The following is a 21,515-nucleotide window of genomic DNA, read 5'->3' as shown; positions in this document are numbered from 1 at the left end:
AGGTTTCAGGTTTAGTCGCAGTTTTCAGTCTCAGTTTTCAGTCTCAGTTTATCTGAAAACTGTGACTGCGACTGAATACTTCTAACAGCCACTCTTTTTTATATTCAAAACTCTTTTCATTGTCATGGATTTATTCACGCTTTCCTCCCACTCTTTTTCCGGAATGCTTTCTTTGGTGATTCCGCAGCCCATGTACAAAATGGCTTTTTTATTCTGAATTTGCATGCTTCGTAAATTTACAAATAAATCAGAGCTCTCCCATTTTGATGCAAAACTGCTGTTTAATTCGCCCAGAAAACCGGTATAAAAAGTTCTGTCGTAGTTTTCGTTTTCTATAATAAAAGCTTTGGCTTTCTTTTTAGGCAAACCGCAAACTGCCGGCGTTGGATGCAGCGTATCGATTACTTCTTCAAGCGTCGAATTATCATTTAAAACTCCGGAAATATCCGTTTTAATATGCCAGATTGATCCTGCTTTTATGCTGTAAGGATCCGTAATTATAACAGATGATGCAACTTCACGCAATCTTTTTACAATAAAATCAGTTACGTATTGCTGTTCGTCTTTTTCTTTTTGCTGCCAAATAATTTCAGCTTCTAAATTTGCTTTTTGAGTTCCTGCCAAAGCCGTAGTTTCAAAAGCATTTCCGTTTGCTTTGAGCAATTGTTCAGGCGTTGCGCCCATCCAAAGTCCAATTTCAGGATGAAAAAAACAGTATGAAAAAGTCGTTGGATACAAATGAATCAAACGCTGAAAAGTGGTAATAAAATCAAATTCGGCCAACTCAATTTCTTCGTTTCTGGATAAAACTACTTTTTTGAATTCTTCGTTTTTAATGGCTTCAATTCCTTTTTCGACTAAATCCTCATATTGCCTTTTAGCTTCAGGATCAAAACTCGCATCTTCAATTTCATTAAAATCAAAATTGACTTTAGTCTGTTCTGCACTTATAATTTTTGATTCTTTTTCAGGAATTAAAATCAATTGTTTTTCATCAAAAGAAGCAAAAACAAAGCCTTTTTCGCTGTAATCAGTAACCGTATACAAAGTATCATTTTGCTGTAAAATTGCAAAAATACTCGACGAATTAGGTTTAGAATAGATTACAAAAGGCAAATTTAGCTCCTGATGTTTTCTTATGGTAGAAAAAAAGTCATTCATAATTAAATTACTTTTTTATCTAAAACCATGTTGGTCAGTTTGCAAAGTGAAATCAGGTTTCCGGCTTCATCTGTAATTTTAATTTCCCATAGATGAATACTTCTTCCTTTATGAATGATACGCGCAGTTCCAAAAACGAAACCTTCGCGAATGCTTTTTAAATGATTGGCCGAAATTTCTATTCCGCGTACTTCTTGTTCTTTCGGATTGATGAAAAAAAACGAAGCGGCACTTCCTACACTTTCTGCCAAAGCTACAGAAGCTCCGCCGTGCAATAATCCCAAGGGTTGGTGAACTGACGGATTTACTGGCATTTTTGCAGTTAAAAAATCTTCGCCAGCATCTATATATTCTATTTTTAGCGTTTCCATTAGTGTGTTTTTAGAAAACTGGTTGCAACGCTCTAAAATTTGCTCTTTTGTGTAATTCATTAAAATGGAATTTAAAATCGTAAAATTAAAGAAAAGATGAGATACAAATTAGAAAATAGATTTCTAATATTAAAATCATCTGTAAAACATGTAAGTTTTTTGCTATTTTTACAAAACGATAAAAATATTTGCCACTCCCGATAGCTATCGGGATTCACAGATTATCACAGATTATTATTTTTTTCGCATTGCGCAGAAAATCATTTTAACCCTTTAATGTGTGGCAAAAAAATAAAAACATATCAAATGCGTCATTACTTTACTCTCTTCATTATAGGTTTACTTTTAGCATTCAGTTCATGTCGAACAGATTTTGATACCGTTGCCAGTTCCGGAGATTTAAAGTTTTCAAAAGACACTGTTTATTTAGATACTGTTTTTAAAAATATTGGTTCAAGTACGTATCAGCTTAAGGTATATAACAGAAGTAAAAATGATATTTCGATTCCGACAGTTCAATTTAAAAAAGGTTTAAATTCAAAATACCGAATGACCGTTGACGGAATGAATGGTAATAATGGTAAGATTTTCAACAATGTAATGCTTTTGGCGAAAGACAGTTTGTATATTTTTATAGAAACTACGGCAGATATTACAGATGCAAACCCAACAGATTTTTTATATACCGATGAAATTCAGTTTGACAGCGGTGCCAATCTGCAGCAAGTTGCATTGGTAACTTTAATTCAGGATGCCGTTTTTTTATATCCAAAACAAAATCCTGACGGAAGCAAAGAAAAAATCCAGATCGACGGCAAACCGGTTGATGGTTTTTATTTGGATGAAAATGACGCTGTAAACGGAAATGAATTGATTTTCAACAAGGATAAACCATATGTAATTTACGGATACGCCGGAGTTCCTGAAAATAAAACCGTCACTTTTGAAGCAGGTTCACGCGTGTATTTCCACGCAAATTCAGGACTTTTTGTTGATAAAAACGCTTCACTTCACATTAACGGAACTATTTCGACAACAAAAGAACTCGAAAACGAAGTTGTTTTTGAAGGCGACCGTTTAGAATCTCTTTACGATGATATTCCCGGACAATGGAATTCTATTATTCTGGCTGAAGGAAGTACGAATAATTCTATAAATCATTTAACATTAAAAAATGCCATAATTGGTTTAGACATACAAAATCAGGACAACACTACTTTTGAAATAAAAAATACACAAATTTACAACTGCGCACAATACGGAATCCTGGCTCAAAATGCCCGAATTAACGGTGAAAACCTGGTCATTAATTATGCAGGATTAGCAAGTTTATCGTGCGTATATGGCGGAAATTACAGTTTTACACACGCTACTTTCTATAACAACTGGCAAGGCAGTTCGCCATTTGCCGTTAATTTAAGTAATAGTTTGGCAGGCAAAACTCCGGAAACCAATCCTTTGACTCAGGCAACTTTTAACAATTGTATTATTTACGGATCGAATACCAACGCATTTAATTTGGATAAAAACACAAATGCTGCTTTTGTATATCAACTAAACAATTGTCTATTAAGATTTAGCAGTTCAAGCACAAATCCTGATTATCAGTTCAAATCAGATCCGGTACATTATAATAACATAATTCTAAATGAAAACCCGAAGTTTTATAATGTGAATCTAAATCAATTCAATATTGATAATACTTCTGCCGCTTTCGCGAAAGGGAATCAGGCGTATATAATTCCGATAGATATTATTGGGGCAACAAGAACTTCACCGCCAGATTTAGGCGCTTATCAGAGTGCTGCATTTCCTAAGTCTAAGTAATTTTTTTTTGCCACCAAGGCGCTAAGACGCGAAGTTTTTTTAAGTAATTATTAATCGTACTGTTTGTCATTTGGAGGAACGAGAAATCTTCGTAAGTAACTCCGCATGCAAAATCGCTAGTCTTTGTCGAGCTTCTCTCGAAGATTTCTCGTTCCTCGAAATGACAAGATTGTAGAAAAACTTGACGACTTTGCGATATTAATTTTCTAAAATGAACTTATATTACTTATATGGTTCAAAAAAATAGTGCCTTAGCCCCTTCGTAGCAACCAAAAAAACACCCGTAAGAAAATATATCTAAATTTAAACATCGCTTAACGCAGCGTATTCATAAAAGTAGTAGATTTGGTACAATCAACAAATTAAGATTCTTAGAATCAATTTATTACCAAACCAAATTTAAAAAAACTTTTATGAAGAAAAACTACTCATTTTTATTATTGCTCGTTTTCACGGTCAGTTTTGGTCAAATTCCTTCTGGTTATTACAATACTGCAACCGGAACAGGTTACAACTTAAAAACACAATTGTACAACATTATTAAAGGTCATACCGATAATGGATATGCAGGTTTGTACACGACTTATCAAACCTCTGATGTTGATAATTTTTATGAAAATGACGGAACAGTTTTAGACATGTATTCTGAAAATCCATCCGGAACAGATCCTTACAATTATAGTACAGGAAGCACACAAAGATGCGGGAATTATTCTGTAGAAGGTGATTGCTATAACAGAGAACATATTATCCCGCAATCGGTTTTTAATGAACAATCTCCAATGGTTGCCGATGCACATTTTATTACGCCAACTGATGGAAAAGTAAACGGAATGCGTTCTAATTATCCACACGGAACTGTAGCTTCAGCAACTTATACGTCTCAAAACGGAAGCAAATTAGGATCAAGTGGCGTATCCGGATATTCAGGAACTGTTTTTGAACCTGTTAATGCTTTTAAAGGAGATATTGCCCGTATGTATTTTTATTTTGCAACCCGTTACGAAAACACCGTTTCCGGCTATTCATATGCTATGTTTGATGGCTCAAGCAATAAAGTTTTTACAACTGCTTTCTTAAATATGCTCTTAGCCTGGAATGCTCAGGATCCTGTAAGTGCAAGAGAAATTGCAAGAAACAATGCCATTTATGCGCGTCAAAATAACAGAAATCCGTATATCGATCATCCGGAATATATAAATCAAATTTGGGGAGGTACTGCTCCTTCCGGAGATACTCAGGCACCAACTACACCTACAAGTTTAGCTTCGACATCTAAAACTTCGACATCTGTTACAGTTGCATGGACCGCTTCTACAGATAATGTTGGTGTTACAGGTTATGATGTTTATGCGAATAGCGTTTTAAAAACTACAGTTTCAGGAACAACTGCAACGATTACAGGTTTAACAGCTTCGACAAGTTATTCTATTTATGTAAAAGCAAAAGACGCTGCCGGAAATGTTTCTGCGTCAAGCAGTACAATTGCCGTAACGACAAACAGCAGCGGAACTGGCGGAACTGCAACCGACTTACTTTTCTCTGAATATATTGAAGGTTCCGGAAATAACAAGGCATTGGAAATTGCCAATAATACAGGAAATTCTGTGAGTTTATCTGCTTATACCATCAAAAAACAAACTAACGGCGCAGGATCCTGGAGCACTGGTTTGGCTTTAAGCGGAACATTATCAAGCGGAAGCAAATTTACGATCGTAAACAGTTCAATATCTTTAAGCTGTTATGCTACAGGTTCTGCAAACATTTCGACAACTGCAACTGAATTGACTTTTAACGGAAATGACGCTGTAGGTTTATTCAAAAATGGCGTTTTGATTGATATTATAGGAACTTTTAGCGGCGGAACTGGCAACTTTGCTATTGATGTTACTTTAAGACGAAAATCAACAGTAACTTCTCCAACTACAACATTCAATTTAAGTTCGCAATGGGATTCTTATGCAACTGATACCTGCTCTAACTTAGGTGCTAAACGTGCACAAGTTACAACTGTTGAAACAGAAGAAGTTTCTGCCGAATTACAAGGAATGGTTTTATATCCAAATCCTTCTAACGGAACTTTTACAATTTATTTTAACAACAATAACACATCATATTCTATCGAGATAATTTCAATATTAGGTCAAAAAGTATTTGAGAAACCAAATACTATAGATTCATTATCTACGATAAATAACTTGCCGAAAGGCATCTACATTGTTCGTATTAATAAAGATTCTGAAACTTTTAGTAAAAAGATCATAATCAATTAAGAACGAATTCTTAGTTAATTTAAAAGCGGCAAATTTGCCGCTTTTTTTGTTTTAATTAATCCTCTCACAGATTTGGCAAATTGAGCAGATAAAAGACTGAATAAAAAAATCACGCAGATTTAAAGACAATTCAAGTAAATTAATCTGCCAAATCTGCGTGAAACAAAAAAACTTTGCGCCTTCACGCCTTGGTGGCAAAAAGTTTAAAAGAGTTTGTTTTCAAATTTGCGCTTACTATTTATTTACACTAAATTTGCACTTCAATACAACAAACTACACATCACAATGATCCATTTCTTTGAAAACCAAAGCAAAACTGTTTTTGCCGTACAAACGCAAAACGAAATTTCGGCTCAAGACATTTCAAAACTAAACTGGCTTTTTGCCAACTCCAATAAGATCGAGAAATCCGCACTGTCGGATTTTTTTGTTGGTCCACGTGCCACAATGATCACACCATGGAGTACAAATGCTGTAGAAATTACTCAGAATATGGGTATTCCGGGCATTATCAGAATTGAAGAATTTCACCCGGCAACGGAAGATTTCATTGATTTTGATCCGATGCTTTCACAAAAATTCAATCAATTAGATCAGGAGATTTTCACGATCAACGTTCAGCCAGAACCAATTTTGGAAATCGATGATATTGCAACATACAATAAAGTAGAAGGTTTGGCTTTAAGCCAGGAAGAAGTAGATTACTTAGATAATCTTGCTGTAAAATTAGGAAGAAAATTAACTGATTCTGAGATTTTTGCTTTCTCGCAAGCGAATTCAGAACATTGTCGTCACAAAATTTTCAACGGAACTTTTGTTATTGACGGCGAAGAAAAAGAAACTTCTCTTTTCAAATTAATCAAAAAAACATCACAGGAAAATCCTAACGATATCGTGTCGGCTTACAAAGACAACGTTGCTTTTGTAAAAGGACCAAAAGTGCAGCAGTTTGCACCAAAAACTGCTGACAAACCAGATTATTACGAGATAAAAGAATTTGATTCGGTTTTATCTTTAAAAGCAGAAACACACAATTTTCCAACAACGGTTGAGCCTTTCAACGGAGCTGCAACAGGTTCTGGAGGAGAAATTCGTGACCGTTTAGCAGGCGGACAAGGTTCATTGCCATTAGCAGGAACTGCAGTTTATATGACTTCATACTCTCGTTTGAAATCCTTCGACTCCGCTCAGGATGACAGGACATGGGAAAACGCAATGGAAGAAAGAAAATGGCTGTACCAAACTCCAATGGACATTTTGATCAAAGCTTCAAACGGAGCTTCTGATTTCGGAAATAAATTCGGTCAGCCGTTAATTACAGGTTCAGTTTTAACTTTCGAACATTCAGAAAACGACCGCAAAATTGGTTACGATAAAGTAATCATGCAAGCGGGCGGAATTGGTTACGGAAAATTAGATCAGGCAATCAAAAAGAAACCACAAGAAGGCGATAAAATCGTAATTCTTGGTGGAGAAAATTATAGAATCGGAATGGGTGGAGCTGCGGTTTCATCTGCAGATACCGGAGCTTTTGGTTCAGGAATTGAATTAAATGCGATTCAGCGTTCGAATCCGGAAATGCAAAAACGTGCTGCAAACGCGATTCGTGGTTTGGTAGAAAGCGATCACAATCCAATTGTTTCTATTCACGATCACGGAGCTGGAGGACACTTAAACTGTCTTTCGGAACTAGTGGAAGAAACTGGGGGATTAATCGATTTGGATAAATTGCCTGTTGGGGATCCTACGCTTTCTGCAAAAGAAATTATTGGTAACGAATCTCAGGAAAGAATGGGATTGGTTATTGGTCAAAAAGATATTGATATTTTGCAAAGAATCGCCGACAGAGAGCGTTCGCCAATGTATCAGGTTGGAGATGTAACGGGAGATCACCGTTTTACTTTCGAATCCAAATCAAATGGTTCAAAACCGATGGATTATGCTTTGGAAGATTTCTTCGGAAGTTCTCCAAAAACGGTTATGACCGATAAAACGATCGATAGAAAATATGCTGATGTTTCTTATGACAAGGCAGATTTCGAGAAATATTTACAAGATGTTTTACGTCTTGAAGCGGTTGCCTCAAAAGACTGGTTAACCAATAAAGTAGACCGTTGTGTTGGTGGAAAAGTAGCCAAACAACAAAATGCAGGACCTTTGCAATTGCCTTTGAATAATGTTGGCGTTATGGCGCTGGATTATTTAGGTAAAGAAGGAATCGCAACTTCTATTGGACACGCTCCTATTGCAGCTTTGATTGATCCGGTTGCAGGTAGCAGAAATGCCATCGCAGAATCATTATCAAACATTATTTGGGCACCAATTAAAGATGGTTTGAAAGGAATTTCACTTTCTGCCAACTGGATGTGGGCTTGTAAAAACGAAGGTGAAGACGCTCGTTTATATGCTGCGGTTGAAGGCTGTTCAGATTTTGCAATAGAATTGGGAATCAATATTCCGACAGGAAAAGATTCACTTTCGATGAAACAAAAATATCCAAACGACGAAGTAATTGCCCCGGGAACGGTTATTATTTCTGCCGGAGGAAACTGTACAGATATTAGAAAAGTAGTTGAACCTGTTTTACAGAAAAATGGAGATTCTATTTATTATATCAATTTGTCTCAGGATGATTTCAAATTAGGAGGTTCTTCTTTTGCACAAATCAGAAACACAATCGGAAACGAAACTTCTACTATAAAAGACGCTTCATTCTTTAAAAATGCTTTTAATACGATTCAGGAATTAATCGGTGAAAACCAAATTTTAGCAGGTCACGATATCGGAAGCGGTGGATTGATTACTACTTTATTAGAATTGTGTTTTGCTGATGTAAATCTTGGAGCAAAAATTGATTTCTCTGCTTTTGAAGAAAAAGATTTATTGAAAATCCTTTTTGCTGAAAACATCGGAATTGTATTTCAGGCAAAAGAAGATGCAGCTGTTGAAGCTAAATTAAAAGCTAATAATATAGAGTTCTTCAAATTAGGAAAAGCGACGACTACGGAGACTTTAGACCTTGGACTTTGGACTTTAGACATTCCTACATACAGAGATGTTTGGTTTGAAACTTCTTATTTATTAGATCAAAAACAATCTAAAAACGGAACAGCAAAAGCACGTTTTGAAAACTATAAAAATCAGGTTTTAGAATATACTTTTCCGGCACACTTTACAGGAAAAAAACCAGAAATCGATGCTTCAAAACCTCGTCCAAAAGCGGCTATTATTCGTGAAAAAGGAAGTAATTCTGAGCGCGAAATGGCAAATGCAATGTATTTGGCAGGTTTTGATGTAAAAGACGTTCATATGACCGATTTAATTTCGGGTCGTGAAACGCTTGAAGACATTCAGTTTATTGGTGCTGTTGGAGGATTCTCTAACTCAGATGTTTTAGGTTCTGCAAAAGGCTGGGCCGGAGCTTTCTTATACAACGAAAAAGCAAAAACGGCTTTGGATAATTTCTTTAAAAGAGAAGATACTTTATCGGTTGGAATCTGTAACGGTTGCCAATTGTTTATGGAATTGGAAGTTATTAATCCGGAGCATGAAGTTCACGGAAAAATGCTTCATAATGACAGTCAAAAACACGAAAGTATTTTTACTTCTGTAAAAATTCAGGAAAATAATTCGGTTATGTTATCGACATTGGCCGGAACTACTTTGGGAGTTTGGGTTTCGCACGGTGAAGGAAAATTCAATTTACCAATGGGTGAAGAAAACTACAACATTGTTTCGAAATACGCTTATGAAGGATATCCTGCAAACCCAAATGGTTCGCATTACGATGTAGCGATGATGTGCGACAAAACCGGAAGACATTTGGTTACGATGCCTCATATTGAGCGTTCGACTTTTCAATGGAACTGGGCGCATTATCCAAAAGACAGAAATGACGAGTTTACACCTTGGCACGAAGCTTTTATCAACGCCAGAAAATGGATTGAGAAAAACTAAAAAATATATTTTTACCAAAAGCGCTCGAATTTATCGGGCGTTTTTTTGTTTAAATAGCTCACGGATTTTACGGGTTAAACCGATTTGCACAGATTTTTTATTTTAGTAAACTCCTGCAAGGTTTTCGAAACCTTGTAGGTGCGTCAAGTATATTCTTTATATCAAATACCTACAAGGTTTTGAAAAACCTTGCAGGAAAACCCAACAATTAAAATTCTGAGTTTTTACAATAAAAAAATGCCCCGACGCTATCCCTAAGTCGAGGCATTTTTATTTCTACAAGCTGTGGCAAAAGCTATCACATAATGAAGGCGGTTTTTTCCAAAAACATGTCCAACAACTTTGGAATCCGGTTCCACACCAGTCCATATTACTAAAAAAGAAACGTTTTTATTTTATTTAAATACTGCTTACGCATCCTAACCAAACAAAAGTATTCTATCCAGAATTGAATTTTATAGGGGTATTTCCTGTTTTCAATAGGGGAAAAACACCCTTTTTTTGCTGCAGTAGATTCATCAAAAAACATCTTTAATACTATCTAAGATTAATTTAATAGTATCTTAAGACAGTTTAAGCAAGCGTATTTATTGGGATAAATATCTTTGCCTTATGAAAAATTGCAAGCAAAACCTGTTACTTATTTTTATCTTATTTATAATAAGTCAATTTTCTTTTGGCCAAAAAATTTCTTCTATAAAAGGAAACATTTCTGACGGAAAACTTCCTGTAGAATTTGTGGATGTTATTTTAAAAAATGCAGCCGATTCTACAAAAGTGGCTAATTATACAGTGACAGATGCTTTGGGAAATTTTTCTTTAGAGAATGTATCTTCTGGCGATTATCTTTTGCAATTCAGATTAATTGGATTTAAAACTAATATTCAAAAAGTAAAATTTGATGGTTCTTTAATTTCTATCGGAACTATTATTTTGCAAAATGATACCAATTTATTGAATACCGTTGTTGTAAACTCGGCAAAAAAACAAATTCAGAAAACAGACGAAGGTTTTATTTTTAATGCCGTTTCTAATATTTCGCAATCCGGAGGAACGGCTACAGATATGCTAAAAAGTATCCCGACTGTTGCTGTTGATGCTGAAGGCGGAATTACTTTGAGAGGTAAATCGCCTATGATTTTAATTAACGGAAAAAATTCCGCGATTAACAATATGGATCAAATTGCGGCGAGCAGCATCGAAAGTATTGAGGTTATCAGTAATCCAACGGCGAAATATGATGCGAATGCCGAAAGTGGTATTATAAATATCAAACTTAAAAAAAATAATCAAAGCGATACGAATGGCGCTGTGGTTTTAGGAACTGGTTTTGGTGCAAAAGGAAGGCTAAATAGTTCTGTCCTTTTAAATCATAAAACTGAAAAATGGAATTTTGGCTTGGGATATGACAATCGTTTTGCCGGCAGAACCAAGAAAATAAATGCTGAACGAACGAACTATTTTATTGATGATGAACATTTTATTAATCAAAAGAGAAATGATGAACGTACCGAAGGTTTGCAGAATTTGAAACTGAATATTGATTTTTCTCCAAATGATAAAAATAGTTTTTCGCTTGAAGCTTTAGGAAATCTGGAAACTCAGGATAATGACGAAACTTTATATACGCAGGTAAATACAAATACAAATCAGTTTTACTCTGATAATACGAGGCATTCTTTAGAATTAGAACGTTCAAAAGTGGGCGAATTGGCTTTTAATTACGATCGGAAATTTTCTGATGATCGAAAAAGCCTAAACGCAAGCATTACTTCTTCTTTCAATAAACATAAAGAAAACACCGATATTGATACGTATAATTACGATCAATATCAGGAACAAATTGGTACTGTTTTTTTACAAAGAACACATAATTATGAGCACGAGAATATATCGAATGCAATTGTAAATTATGCTTTTCCGGTGTCGGAAAAATCTATTGTAGAAACGGGTTATAAAGGAACGTTTCGATTTTTTAATTCTGATTTTGAAAGCGCCGATATGACAAATGGCGAATATATTGTAAATCCATTATCTAGTAATTCTTTTAGATATAATGAACAAATAAATGCTTTTTACGGTTTGCTGAATTCTTTTATAGGTGATGCTGAAAATCCGAAATGGAAATACAATTTAGGATTGCGCGCAGAAAATGTTTCTAACAATGGAGCAACACAAAATAATAGTGATCGCTTTAATAATGATTATTTAAAACTTTTTCCATCGGCATCTTTACAATTGAATTTAAAACCGGATGAATCTGTAAAAATTGGATATAGCAAACGTATTAACCGTCCGGATTTAGATGATTTGAATCCGTTTATGGATATTACCGATGCTTTGAATCCGCATAGTGGAAATCCGTATTTGAAACCCGAAATTATCCATATTGCCGAAATGAGTTACAACAAAGATTGGGATCAATACTCTTTTTCGACTAATGCTTTCTACAGAAATGCAACAAATACGATAAGGCAATACTCAGAACTTCAAGACAATGGAGTTGTTTTATTGATGCCAAAAAATATTGGGAGTACGATTACTTATGGTTTGGAAACAGTTTTTAGCCTGAAACCAATTGGTTTTTATGATGCAAATATCAGCGTTACGGTTTTTCAGCAAAATATAAACGCATCAAATCTGGGAGAAGATATTGTGAGCAATGCTTTTAGCTGGTACGGAAAAATCATCAATAATTTTGTTCCCTGGAAAGGCGGAAAACTTCAGATTATCGGAAATTATAATTCGGCGCTGGCAACTCCGCAAGGAAAAAGAATTCAGATTTATAATGTTGACATGGGTTTTCAGCAAAAACTCGGAAAAGGAAATGCGCGTTTAGGTTTGGTTGTCACCGATATGTTTAACACACTCGAAAGCGGTTACAAAAACAATACTTTATTATTTAACAATAATAGAACGAACAAATCAGATACCCGGGCTTTGATGCTTACGTTTGCTTATACTTTTAAATCTGATTTTAAAGAAAAATTATTAGAAAACCAGTTTTCTACTGAGTAATTTTCGATGTAAATAAAAAAACTCATTCTTGTAATTTGGATTCAATTTTCTATTGAAATTTGAAGTATATTCGCAAAAAAAATTCTGCCACTGATTTTTTTTTTACAGCAGTCCCAAAAACAATTAAACCTACATAGAATGAAACCTTTAAAAGCAGTTCTTTTTGCCTTATTTTTTGTTGCCCTGGCACATTCACAAGTTAAAGTTGACCGAATTACCTATAAAATTCACGATCATTTTATCACTACAACTATTGGTTATCCTATTTTGGGAGTTTACCTTTTTGAAGGAAAAGGCGAACCAATTGTACAATTAAACGCAAACGGAACCGGAATTTTTCAATCTGAAGATTTAACCAAAAAAAATATAACCTGGGGACTTGAATGTACGGAAGAAGGAATTCCTGTTTTTAAGGAAGGTTTCAACAGCGCAACTTATACACTTTGGTACAAACCAGATACTGAAGATGACTGGATTTTTGTGCAGCTTTCGATCCATTTCAACAAGAAAAAAATGTTTATTATGGGCGAAAGAATAAAAGAATATGAAGATTAAATGATCTTGAAAAAACAAGCATCTTTTAAATAATTTCTTAGTTTTTCGAAAAATTACTACAAAAAAGAAAACGTTTTCGTTGATTTTCGCCAGTACCTATAATTTTTCCCATAAAATTCGATAAAATTAAAAATCATACCTATTTTTTATTTAATTTGCGGTAAAATTCAATATATTAAACATGGTTTCAATCACACGTCTTTTTGATTTTCCCTATTATCAACAAGAAACTTATAACCTTCCGGTTGCCTTAGCAACTAAAAAAAATGGAATCTGGGAAAAAACATCTAGCCAGGAATATATTGCAAAAGCAAATGCTGTTTCGAGAGCATTATTACGTCTGGGCGTTCAGAAAGATGATAAGATTGCATTAATCACATCAAATAATCGTACGGAGTGGAATATCATGGATATTGGTATTTTGCAAACCGGTGCACAAAATGTGCCTATTTATCCAACAATTGCCGAAGAAGATTACGAATATATATTAAACCATAGCGGAAGTATTTATTGCTTTGTATCTGATGATGAAGTACTTCAAAAAGTAAACGCTATAAAAGCGAATGTACCAACTTTAAAAGAGGTTTATTCGTTTAACGAAATTGCCGGCTGTAAACACTGGACTGATTTATTGACGCTTGGTGAAGACGAAAGCAATCAGAATGAAGTTGAAGCCAGAAAAGACAGCATTCACACGGATGATCTCGCTACTATAATTTATACTTCTGGAACTACTGGAAAACCTAAAGGCGTTATGTTATCGCACAAAAATATTGTGTCGAATGTTTTGGACAGCGCACCAAGAATTCCGTTTCATCCGGGAAAAAGTACGGCTTTAAGCTTCTTGCCTATTTGCCATATTTTTGAAAGAATGATTTTGTATATCTATCAATATTATGGTGTTTCGGTTTATTTTGGCGAATCGATTGATAAGATTAGTGATAACTTAAAAGAAGTTCAACCAACTGTTATTACGGCTGTTCCGAGACTTTTAGAAAAAGTTTACGATAAAATTTATGCTAAAGGAACTGAATTAACCGGCATCAAGAAAAAACTATTTTTCTGGGCTATTGATTTAGGTTTAAAATACGAACCATACGGAGCCAATGGCTTTTGGTATGAGTTTCAGTTAAAAATTGCCAGAAAACTTATTTTCAGCAAATGGAAAGAAGGTTTGGGAGGAAATTTAGAATTAATGGTTTCAGGAAGTGCGGCACTTCAACCACGTTTAACGAGAGTTTTTGCTGCTGCCGAAATTCCGGTTATGGAAGGTTACGGTTTATCTGAAACATCTCCGGTAATTGCCGTTAACGATCAGAGAAACAAAGGCTTCAAGATTGGAACTGTTGGAAAAATAATTCGCAACGTTGAAATAAAAATTGCGCAGGACGGAGAAATTCTTTGCAAAGGACCAAACGTAATGTTGGGTTATTTTAAAGATCCTGAAAAAACTGCCGAAGCTTTGCAGGACGGATATTTCCACACGGGAGATATTGGCGAAATTGACAGCGAAGGTTTCCTGAAAATTACCGATCGTAAAAAAGAAATGTTCAAAACTTCAGGCGGAAAATATATTGCACCTCAGCTTATTGAAAACGCCATGAAACAATCTCGTTTTATTGAGCAAATCATGGTTATTGGTGAAGGAGAAAAAATGCCAGCGGCTTTTATTCAGCCCAATTTTGAATTTGTAAAAGAATGGGCAAAAATTCATAAAATCACTTTAGGAAGCTCAAACAAAGAAATCGTTGAAAACGAAGAAGTTAAAAAACGTATCGACAGTGAAATTGAGGAAATCAATAAAAAATTTGGACACTGGGAACAAATCAAACGTTTTGAATTAACTCCGGATGTTTGGTCTATCGATGGCGGACAATTGACTCCAACTTTAAAATTGAAACGTAAGATTATTAAAGAAATCTATAAAGATCTTTATGTTAAAATATATGGTCAGAATTAAATAAATCAAAATAATATAACCAAAAAACGAAAAAGGCTGTTCTCTAAGGACAGCCTTTTTTAATTGCGCAAACACCAATTTAAAATTTTGGCAATATTTTTTGCATCATCAATTCCGCGGTGATGTGTTCCTTCCAGCGGAATATCCAGCAAATGCAAAGCTCCGTTCATTCCGGTTGGTTTTACCAGACCAAACTTTTCTCCAAACCAGGTTTTAATATTAATATGTTCGTCGCCCATTGGATACCGAATTCCGAATGATTTACATTGCTTTTTAAGCATATTAAGATCATACTGACCGTAACTTGCCCAGGTATATAAATCAGGATTGTATTCGGCAGCTAATTTCTCGATTGCTTCTTCAAAAGGTATTCCGTTTTTAGCCAGTAAATCCTGGGTAATCGTTGTGAGTTCTGTACAAAACGAACTTACGCTCGATCGCTGTGGTTTTATCAATATTCCCTGATTTTGAGTAATCTCACCAGTTTCCGAATCCAAAACCGCTAATCCGATTTCTATAATTTCATTTTCCTGACCTTGCGGGACAGCATTTTGCCAACATGTGGCTTCTAAATCGATAATAATAATTTTATCTGTTGTTTTCATTTTTTACTTTTTAAATATTTTATAATTCTCTTTCTAAAAAAGAGCCATTATCTCACGAAGATTTCTTCCGATAGATTTGTAACGTTTCCGCCATTTTAAAATATCTATGACTTCTTTTTCTTTCTTAGCTTTCTTAGGTTTATCGATAGTTCCAATTTGTTTAGCCTCTTCAAGCCTGCACATTTCGTTAAACTTTTTAAAAGGACGCGGCTCAAAATCAACCAGAATTGCTGCCATATTGATCGCATCAATATTCGATGGATCTGTTTCACCTTTAAAAAAAGTTTCAATAGGTCTGAACTTGTCTTTTTGTTCCTTGAACTTTTTCTTTTTTGTATGATCAAAATCTATAGAAAACAAATTTCTAAAAACTTTTAAGTCATCCTGAGTTGGGTTATCCTCGAAGATAAGCCAACAAAAATCTCTTAGTTTTCCACGAGAAGGACTGTACAAATAGTCAAAATATTCTCGTTCTCTCTCTATCTCATATTTATTTCTGATCGCTTTTTTATATTCTTTTAATGTGTTACTACGCATGATATATTTTCTTTTGGGAATCCATTGGAATCTTAGGAAAACTCGGGAATTCTGGGAATCCCTTATCTGCAAAGCTTTTAAGCACTTTCACTTTTAAGAGAAATATCAACTAAATGATAACCTTATTTCCAGAATTTACCTTTTGATTCCGTTGTTTAACGAGTTCCAAATCCATTTTTTTAATTGTGACAAACAGATGCTCATTAAACTGCATTATATTGGTCTGACCAAAATCCTGATCAGACATAAATAATATTTCTTGATTCATATTTAAATTTTATTTTTTAATTAAACCCTTCAACATTTACTGCTAATGGTTTTTATTTTACAAAGATTTCCTTTAATTGACTGATGACGTTTCCGCTTCCTGAAATTGTGATTTCTCCAATTTTATCGGCGATTTTCTCCACGTATTCCATCTCTTTCAATTTCCACAACATTTCGTTTTCTTCCATCAGCTTTGCTGTGTTCAATAAACTTCTTGTTGCAGCGGTTTCTTCTCTTCGCATAATGCTGTTGGCTTGCGCTTTTTTCTCGGCAACCAAAACCTGATTCATGATTTCTTTCATATCACCTGGTAAGATTACGTCACGAATTCCGGCATCAGAAATAGCCAAACCCAAATCACTGATTTTGGCTGTTACTTCGGCTAAAATAGCTTCGGCAATGGAATCTTTTTTTACCAATAATTCATCTAGAGTCAATCCGCCAACAAAAGCTCTTAAAGCTAATTGCATCGCTACATACAATTGTTTTTCAAAATCTTTGTTATCAACCACAGCTTTCATAATATCAACAATTTGGTATCTCACAAAGAAATTGATTCTTAATCCTGCTTTATCTTTGGTCAACAATTCCTGACCAGAAATCTCTACTTGTTGTTGTCTTGCATCAGCCGTTTTAACTTCGATCGTAATGGAGTTGTTCCAAAAATAATGTGTTCCGGATTTTAATTCTTTTACGAAAGTTCCGTTCACAAACAACAAGGCTTTATCGTTGCTTGACACAATGTACTTTCTTACATAGTATTTCAAATTGTTGTGTTCCAATAAGTTTGTTGGAATATTCTCTGTGATTTCAATTTTAGAAAGATCCACTTTTGTGAATTCATTTTTTACAATTCCTTTCCAGAAAGCATATCTTCCCGAAGTTAAAGTTCCTTTGAAATTCCCGTTTACAAATTGCAAAACAATCTCGTTATCGGCTACTTCAACAATTTCTAACATTGAGGCCAATACTTCATTTTCCAATAAAATATTCAACTCAAATGGCGCATTAAATGCTGCAGTCATGTTATATAAGATCACATTTTTGTTACCCAAAATCCAGTGTAAACCTTCTTGTAATACTTTAACTAATTTTCCGTTTTCGAAGACCAAGCCCACTTGGTACGCTTCGATATTAATTCTTTTTATCATAATTTATTTTTGTTTCAGGTTTTTCTTTGTTTCAGGTTTCAAGTAATGAAACCGTTGAAAAACCTATATTCTAAAGTCTATTATTCTCTTTACTCTATCCTCTCTATTCTATATTCTATATTCTCTCTTTCTAAATAAAAAAACCTCCTTGCCTTTCTCCTCTGAGAAAAACGGACGAATAGTTTGTGGTTTGTTTACTCTAATTGTTTATAGTTCTATTTTGAAAAAGTGCTTCTAAATTCTAAAAAAAGCACTCAAACAATCAAACCGAAAAGAAAAAGAGTATTTCAAAATACATTTCTGTTCGCACTGGTTTTATCATGAGTGTGAAATTTTGGATTTTCAAACCCTTCTTTCACTGACAAAGACATATCAGTTTTTTCCTGGTCATCTTTTTAAGAGTGATGGTCTCTCAAGTACAGATTTTCAGTCTGTTGACTTACCATTCATCCAATCGATCCAAAAAATCGATGCAGGATTCGAACCTGCAGAATTTCTATTGCTCTAACCGAACTGAGCTATCGCATTGCTGCGAATGGGAGTCGAACCCATGACACATAGATTGGTGGATAGTTTTTTGGCTAACTTTCCAAAACCTCCAAATCAAGTTGCATAGAAAAACATAATACGCTTTTGCGGAAAGTTCCCTACAATGGTGCTATACAGAAACACGCAACAGGACTTGTTTGATATTGTAAATCAAAGTTTCCTTTGATGAAATTCAGTTTATAAAAGAACTTGTTTTATTTCCTGAGCAAATATTCAAATCATACTGCGCAGTGATTTTGCGCAGCATAATATTTTAATTTATCCATTCTATTACTGTCGATAAATAGACTTGTCGAACTTCTTCAAATCGCGTAATGTTAGGAATATGATTGACTTCTAACAGATATTTAGTTCCATCTTTTGCAACGATATAATCATTCCCGATCATATCCATTTGCAGAGTGTTTTTAATATGTAAAGTATCTGCAAGTAACTCAGGATCAACTTCCATAAAACCGGCATCATCAGGGTGAATCGACTTTAACCATGAATCACCTTCAAGCTTGATTTGCCAATAAACATCGCCAATCATCATAATACGAACTGCTTCGCCTTCATAATAAGGTTCTGTAGTTGCTGTAAATTCACTTTCCCATTCACCTGTAAAACGATGTTTGTTTTCTCCACAATGCCAGTTTCCCCATTTTGCAACACTATCTTCGGTAACATTTACAGAAGCACCTGCACTTATAAATCCGCGGGGAGCACTAAATCTTGAAAGCGATAAAGCTTTTACCAGACACGGAATTTTAAATCGGCAGTCAAGCATCGCAGCAGCATTAGGATAACAAGCTCCTCGCCAGATCGCTAAGCCGGAAATAAAATCAAAATCATTGTCATAAATTCCGTAATAAACGACTTTGTCTACGGGCAACATTCCTATTCCGTTTGATTTTTCCATATAAAGAACCTCATCTTTCACAACGATTTTCGGAATAGATTGATGCCAGATAATATGTCCTGAATAATTTGCTTTTATAATGTCATATTCTTCTTGTTCTATTCCTACAAGAGCAATTCGGTTGTAATCTTGTTTCATAATCTTCATTTTTATAATTAAACTTCATTTTTGTTTAAATCGAATTCTAATTTGTACAGGAAGAGAGACTCGAACTCTCAAAATACTGATTCTAAGTCAGCCGCGTCTACCAATTGCGCCATTCCTGCCTGTTTTACTTGTCTTGCCACGAAGGCACAAAGACACTAAGTTTTATTTTTTTCTTTGCGACTTTCCTATAAAAAAATATTTGTGCCTTCGCGCCTTCGTGGCATAAAAACAAGCGGCTCATACGAGCCAGTTCCTTCTAGAGAACGAGCGATTTAGGAAGGAATCGAACCTTCAACCTATTGATTAACAGTCAATCGCTCTGCCAATTGAGATACGAAATCATTTATTTTTGGGCATAAAAAAAAGCACCCGGTTAAAGGTGCTTCATGAGATTTAATACGATATAACTATCCTATTGCCTGCGTTCATGCACCTGTATTGTTAAACGTCCAAGATCTGAACTCGGGTTTAGCAGTTGTTCGTTGTTTATGTTTTTATTAAAAGCCATTTTATATATTGTATTATATTTTGAAATCGTTGTTGTTTGAAATTCTCTATCGAAATTTTCTGGGGCAAAGATAATGTCGAAAAAATCAATTATCCAAATTATTTTTAAAATTATTTTACTGATAATCAAATAGTTATATTCAAATAAAAAGCATAAAAGTCCTGTCCGCCTACTTGTGCCGATTTCCTTTTGGATCAAATGACTGTCTCTCATCAGATTACTTTTCAAGATTATATTTCAATATTTGGTTTAATCATTAAACATTTTGTCAATTATTTTTTTAATTATTTTTATTTAAAGGTTAATTATTATCATTTTAAGCTTCTCTTTTGTCACACTGAGCGAAGTCGAAGTGCGCATTAAAACAAAAAAGCGCCCCAATTAGGACGCTTTTATATTTTTATGTTGAGTTGAAACTACAATTTACACTTCTATTCCATAAAATACATATTACATCCTGAACCGTTAGTTGGAAAAAATCCCACTAAACGTTCGCTATTTTTTATTGCTGACAGGTGCATGTACATGTTTTTATTTTTATTTTGAGGGCAAATGTAGCTTATTTTTTTAATTCAAAACCCATTTGTTAAAATTTAGTTAAAGAAAACTTGCATTGGATTTAGTTTAAATCAAAGTTTTGATTATTTTTATGGCACTTAAATCTACACATGAAAGAATATATCGACAGTATTAATTGGTCAGAAATTTGGGAATTTTCAAAACAATTTATCTTACCTAATATGGGTTGGTTTATATTCTGGATCGTTTTATTTATTGTCCTGGGATTTATTCTCGGAATTGTTTTTAATGTATTTCTGTACCGAAAAAATATTTTCTTCCGTGACCAGAAATATTACAATTGGTTTGCCAAACTCTGGATTCCGTATTTTATGATCGTTTTTCTGTATTTCTCAGCTGTAATTGGGCTTTTTTATGGCGCACATTCTGTTTTGAAGTCAGAAAACAAAAACATAACTGCCAATATTTATGCGAAAACGATTGGCACGACATTTTCATCCGAAAAAGAGAAAAAAGATTTTTTGCATACACTTCAAACTTTATCTCATTCTTCTGAAGATGTAAGTAAATCTTTGACCGAAGCATTGGCGATTTATATCAAACAGAAAAATAGCGGATTTGCTGCTGTCGATAACTTTAAGAATTCGTCGACTTCGTATTTGCTTCAAAAATATGAATCGGAAGTGTATAGTGCCTGCGTATATGGTTTTATGAAAGTGGTTGACAATAAAGCCGACATGAAAAACGTAAAAAATATTGATTACGCTACTTTCAAATCGCTGTTGCAAAAGTTAGATCAAATCGAACCTCAACGAATTGAACTTTCCATTCAATCTGAAATGGGACGTAAATTAGAATCTGTATTAGGATATTTTTTTAAAGAAATCCTGAAACATGAATTGTTGTTTTTCTTATTGTTTCTGATTATTCCGTTTGTGGAGTATTTTATTTATTTGAAGTTTGTAAAAACTAAAGAAACTGATGTAAGCGGGCCAAAACCTGTTGAAAATGTGATTAAATATTAATCATTTAACGCTGTTTCTTCACTTTTGATTTGCTTGCTTCACTTAAACGTTCTGCCTCTGCTCTAGCTTTTTCTAAGGTAACCGGAGATTGTTTGGATAGAATTTCCATGCCTAACTTGGCTCTTTCCTGAAATGATATTTTGTAGTTCATTTTTCATGAACTTTATAAATGCAAACATAAAGA

The 21,515-nt window shown here is 34.4% G+C and carries 14 protein-coding genes and 2 tRNA genes; 7 read left to right on the top strand and 9 right to left on the bottom strand.

Annotated features, from left to right (window positions below):
* Positions 1 to 81 precede the first annotated feature (81 nt).
* Together ACZ0AH_RS07330 and ACZ0AH_RS07325 are read right to left on the bottom strand one after the other, a co-directional pair.
* Complete coding sequence (locus ACZ0AH_RS07330; RefSeq protein ID WP_463475160.1) at positions 82 to 1,161, bottom strand: chorismate-binding protein; 1,080 nt, start codon at positions 1,159 to 1,161, stop codon at positions 82 to 84.
* Between the two features lie 2 nt (positions 1,162 to 1,163).
* Entirely contained in the window at positions 1,164 to 1,592 is a 429-nt protein-coding gene (locus ACZ0AH_RS07325) for a PaaI family thioesterase (protein WP_463475159.1), read from the bottom strand.
* Between the two features lie 246 nt (positions 1,593 to 1,838).
* Between ACZ0AH_RS07325 and ACZ0AH_RS07320 the strand changes: the two genes are divergently transcribed.
* The 6 genes from ACZ0AH_RS07320 (at position 1,839) to ACZ0AH_RS07295 (ending at position 15,122) form a co-directional block, all read left to right on the top strand.
* A complete protein-coding gene (locus tag ACZ0AH_RS07320; RefSeq protein ID WP_463475158.1) occupies positions 1,839 to 3,359 on the top strand; it encodes a hypothetical protein in 1,521 nt (506 codons plus the stop codon).
* A gap of 413 nt (positions 3,360 to 3,772) precedes the next feature.
* The gene (locus ACZ0AH_RS07315) at positions 3,773 to 5,632 is read left to right on the top strand and encodes an endonuclease (RefSeq protein ID WP_463475157.1); all 1,860 of its coding nucleotides are present in this window, start codon (positions 3,773 to 3,775) and stop codon (positions 5,630 to 5,632) included.
* A gap of 285 nt (positions 5,633 to 5,917) precedes the next feature.
* Positions 5,918 to 9,589 (top strand): phosphoribosylformylglycinamidine synthase, encoded by a 3,672-nt coding sequence (gene purL / locus ACZ0AH_RS07310; RefSeq protein ID WP_463475156.1) that lies wholly within the window; start codon positions 5,918 to 5,920, stop codon positions 9,587 to 9,589.
* Positions 9,590 to 10,201: 612 nt separating this feature from the next.
* A complete protein-coding gene (locus ACZ0AH_RS07305) occupies positions 10,202 to 12,607 on the top strand; it encodes a TonB-dependent receptor domain-containing protein (RefSeq protein WP_463475155.1) in 2,406 nt (801 codons plus the stop codon).
* A gap of 138 nt (positions 12,608 to 12,745) precedes the next feature.
* Positions 12,746 to 13,162: a hypothetical protein gene (locus ACZ0AH_RS07300; protein WP_463475154.1), complete on the top strand. Its 417-nt coding sequence runs from the start codon at positions 12,746 to 12,748 to the stop codon at positions 13,160 to 13,162.
* 181 nt (positions 13,163 to 13,343) lie between these two features.
* Complete coding sequence (locus tag ACZ0AH_RS07295) at positions 13,344 to 15,122, top strand: AMP-dependent synthetase/ligase (RefSeq protein ID WP_463475153.1); 1,779 nt, start codon at positions 13,344 to 13,346, stop codon at positions 15,120 to 15,122.
* A gap of 59 nt (positions 15,123 to 15,181) precedes the next feature.
* Here ACZ0AH_RS07295 and ACZ0AH_RS07290 read toward each other — a convergent pair whose 3' ends face one another.
* The 6 genes from ACZ0AH_RS07290 to ACZ0AH_RS07265 all read right to left on the bottom strand — a co-directional run bounded on the left by ACZ0AH_RS07290 (position 15,182) and on the right by ACZ0AH_RS07265 (position 19,620).
* The gene (locus ACZ0AH_RS07290; RefSeq protein WP_463475152.1) at positions 15,182 to 15,727 is read right to left on the bottom strand and encodes a 3'-5' exonuclease; all 546 of its coding nucleotides are present in this window, start codon (positions 15,725 to 15,727) and stop codon (positions 15,182 to 15,184) included.
* 33 nt (positions 15,728 to 15,760) lie between these two features.
* The gene (locus ACZ0AH_RS07285; protein WP_463475151.1) at positions 15,761 to 16,264 is read right to left on the bottom strand and encodes a hypothetical protein; all 504 of its coding nucleotides are present in this window, start codon (positions 16,262 to 16,264) and stop codon (positions 15,761 to 15,763) included.
* A gap of 320 nt (positions 16,265 to 16,584) precedes the next feature.
* Complete coding sequence (locus tag ACZ0AH_RS07280) at positions 16,585 to 17,682, bottom strand: slipin family protein (RefSeq protein WP_463475150.1); 1,098 nt, start codon at positions 17,680 to 17,682, stop codon at positions 16,585 to 16,587.
* A gap of 802 nt (positions 17,683 to 18,484) precedes the next feature.
* Complete coding sequence (locus tag ACZ0AH_RS07275; protein ID WP_463475149.1) at positions 18,485 to 19,270, bottom strand: hypothetical protein; 786 nt, start codon at positions 19,268 to 19,270, stop codon at positions 18,485 to 18,487.
* A gap of 54 nt (positions 19,271 to 19,324) precedes the next feature.
* Positions 19,325 to 19,398, bottom strand: a tRNA-Leu gene (locus ACZ0AH_RS07270).
* 149 nt (positions 19,399 to 19,547) lie between these two features.
* Positions 19,548 to 19,620 (bottom strand) — tRNA-Asn (locus tag ACZ0AH_RS07265).
* Between the two features lie 835 nt (positions 19,621 to 20,455).
* On the opposite strand from ACZ0AH_RS07265, the gene ACZ0AH_RS07260 reads away from it, so the two are divergent.
* Positions 20,456 to 21,331, top strand: coding sequence for a hypothetical protein (locus ACZ0AH_RS07260; RefSeq protein WP_463475148.1), 876 nt, complete (start codon positions 20,456 to 20,458; stop codon positions 21,329 to 21,331).
* A gap of 4 nt (positions 21,332 to 21,335) precedes the next feature.
* On the opposite strand, the gene ACZ0AH_RS07255 is transcribed toward ACZ0AH_RS07260, so the two are convergent.
* The gene (locus ACZ0AH_RS07255) at positions 21,336 to 21,482 is read right to left on the bottom strand and encodes a hypothetical protein (protein ID WP_463475147.1); all 147 of its coding nucleotides are present in this window, start codon (positions 21,480 to 21,482) and stop codon (positions 21,336 to 21,338) included.
* Positions 21,483 to 21,515 lie beyond the last annotated feature (33 nt).

It is taken from the genome of Flavobacterium sp. AC105 (assembly GCF_979258495.1).
This window is presented reverse-complemented; position numbering and strand designations above follow the sequence as displayed.

Coding starts and splice junctions, on each gene's coding strand:
- ACZ0AH_RS07330 (WP_463475160.1), bottom strand. CDS start 1,161: ATGAATGACTTTTTTTCTACCATAAGAAAACATCAGGAGCTAAATTTG.
- ACZ0AH_RS07325 (WP_463475159.1), bottom strand. CDS start 1,592: ATGAATTACACAAAAGAGCAAATTTTAGAGCGTTGCAACCAGTTTTCT.
- ACZ0AH_RS07320 (WP_463475158.1), top strand. CDS start 1,839: ATGCGTCATTACTTTACTCTCTTCATTATAGGTTTACTTTTAGCATTC.
- ACZ0AH_RS07315 (WP_463475157.1), top strand. CDS start 3,773: ATGAAGAAAAACTACTCATTTTTATTATTGCTCGTTTTCACGGTCAGT.
- purL (WP_463475156.1), top strand. CDS start 5,918: ATGATCCATTTCTTTGAAAACCAAAGCAAAACTGTTTTTGCCGTACAA.
- ACZ0AH_RS07305 (WP_463475155.1), top strand. CDS start 10,202: ATGAAAAATTGCAAGCAAAACCTGTTACTTATTTTTATCTTATTTATA.
- ACZ0AH_RS07300 (WP_463475154.1), top strand. CDS start 12,746: ATGAAACCTTTAAAAGCAGTTCTTTTTGCCTTATTTTTTGTTGCCCTG.
- ACZ0AH_RS07295 (WP_463475153.1), top strand. CDS start 13,344: ATGGTTTCAATCACACGTCTTTTTGATTTTCCCTATTATCAACAAGAA.
- ACZ0AH_RS07290 (WP_463475152.1), bottom strand. CDS start 15,727: ATGAAAACAACAGATAAAATTATTATTATCGATTTAGAAGCCACATGT.
- ACZ0AH_RS07285 (WP_463475151.1), bottom strand. CDS start 16,264: ATGCGTAGTAACACATTAAAAGAATATAAAAAAGCGATCAGAAATAAA.
- ACZ0AH_RS07280 (WP_463475150.1), bottom strand. CDS start 17,682: ATGATAAAAAGAATTAATATCGAAGCGTACCAAGTGGGCTTGGTCTTC.
- ACZ0AH_RS07275 (WP_463475149.1), bottom strand. CDS start 19,270: ATGAAACAAGATTACAACCGAATTGCTCTTGTAGGAATAGAACAAGAA.
- ACZ0AH_RS07260 (WP_463475148.1), top strand. CDS start 20,456: ATGAAAGAATATATCGACAGTATTAATTGGTCAGAAATTTGGGAATTT.
- ACZ0AH_RS07255 (WP_463475147.1), bottom strand. CDS start 21,482: ATGAACTACAAAATATCATTTCAGGAAAGAGCCAAGTTAGGCATGGAA.